The sequence below is a fragment of the Mycobacterium angelicum genome (assembly GCF_002086155.1).
Lineage (GTDB): Bacteria > Actinomycetota > Actinomycetes > Mycobacteriales > Mycobacteriaceae > Mycobacterium > Mycobacterium angelicum.
On sequence record NZ_MVHE01000226.1, the window covers coordinates 1 to 878 of the forward strand.

Consider the following 878-nt stretch of genomic DNA (forward strand, 5'->3'; position numbering starts at 1 on the left):
CAACATCGGCATCGGAAACTCCGGGGCCGGCAACATCGGCTTCTTCAACTCCGGCCAGGGCAACATCGGCTTCTTCAACTCCGGCGTTAACGCTCTTCACCCGGGCCATCTCAACGCGCTCGGCATCGGAAATTCGGGCACCGGCAACGTCGGCTTCGGCAACTCCGGTGTCGGCAACACCGGCTTCGGCAACACGAGCAGCTTCAACACCGGCTTCGGTAACTCCGGCTCTGCGAATACCGGGTTCGGCAACGCCGGTAGCATCAACACCGGCTTCGACAATGCGGGCGGCGAAAACACCGGTGTGGGGAACTCGGGCAGCGTAAACACGGGATTGTTCAACTCGGGCAATACGAACACGACGGTCGGGGCTACCACCAACTCCGCCGCCGTCAACTCCGGCTACGGCAACTCAGGAACCTCGATCTCCGGATTCTTCAACACCGCTTCCGGCGGCACTAGTCACGGCTTTATGTCCGGCTTCTTCAACTCGGTCAGCGGCGCTCCTAGCTTTAACGGCCAAATTTCGGGCATTGGCAACGTCGGAGTCTTGAATGCCTCGTTGAGCACCACCACCGCCGGAGTCGACTCCGGTTTGTTCAATATGGGCACCGGCGTTTCGGGCTTGCTCAACCTCAGCCGGTTGTTGCCTTAACCGCAAGCGAGGACCGGGAATTGTTTACATAGTTGTCGAAATATTTGCTGCGGCGCAATAATTTCGTTCGGCCCGAAAATCACGATTGCGCGCATTTGCGCTAAAACGCAATGCCGATACCAGCCGAGTCGTAGCATCTGACGGTGAATTGCCCGATTCCATACGGGTACTGGTCGCTTCGAGGGCGACCGGTGGGGTCGGGTAGGAGGTCATCATGGTCAGT

1 protein-coding gene and 1 pseudogene are annotated in these 878 nt (G+C 58.7%); one reads left to right on the forward strand and one right to left on the reverse strand.

Going from position 1 to position 878, the window contains the following annotated elements:
- Positions 1-655: pseudogene (locus tag BST12_RS29130) on the forward strand (hypothetical protein); the annotation flags it as partial.
- A 24-nt stretch (positions 656-679) separates the two neighbouring features.
- On the opposite strand, the gene BST12_RS33115 reads toward BST12_RS29130, so the two are convergent.
- A partial coding sequence (locus BST12_RS33115; protein ID WP_211281412.1) for a hypothetical protein occupies positions 680-878 on the reverse strand: 199 nt, incomplete at its 5' end.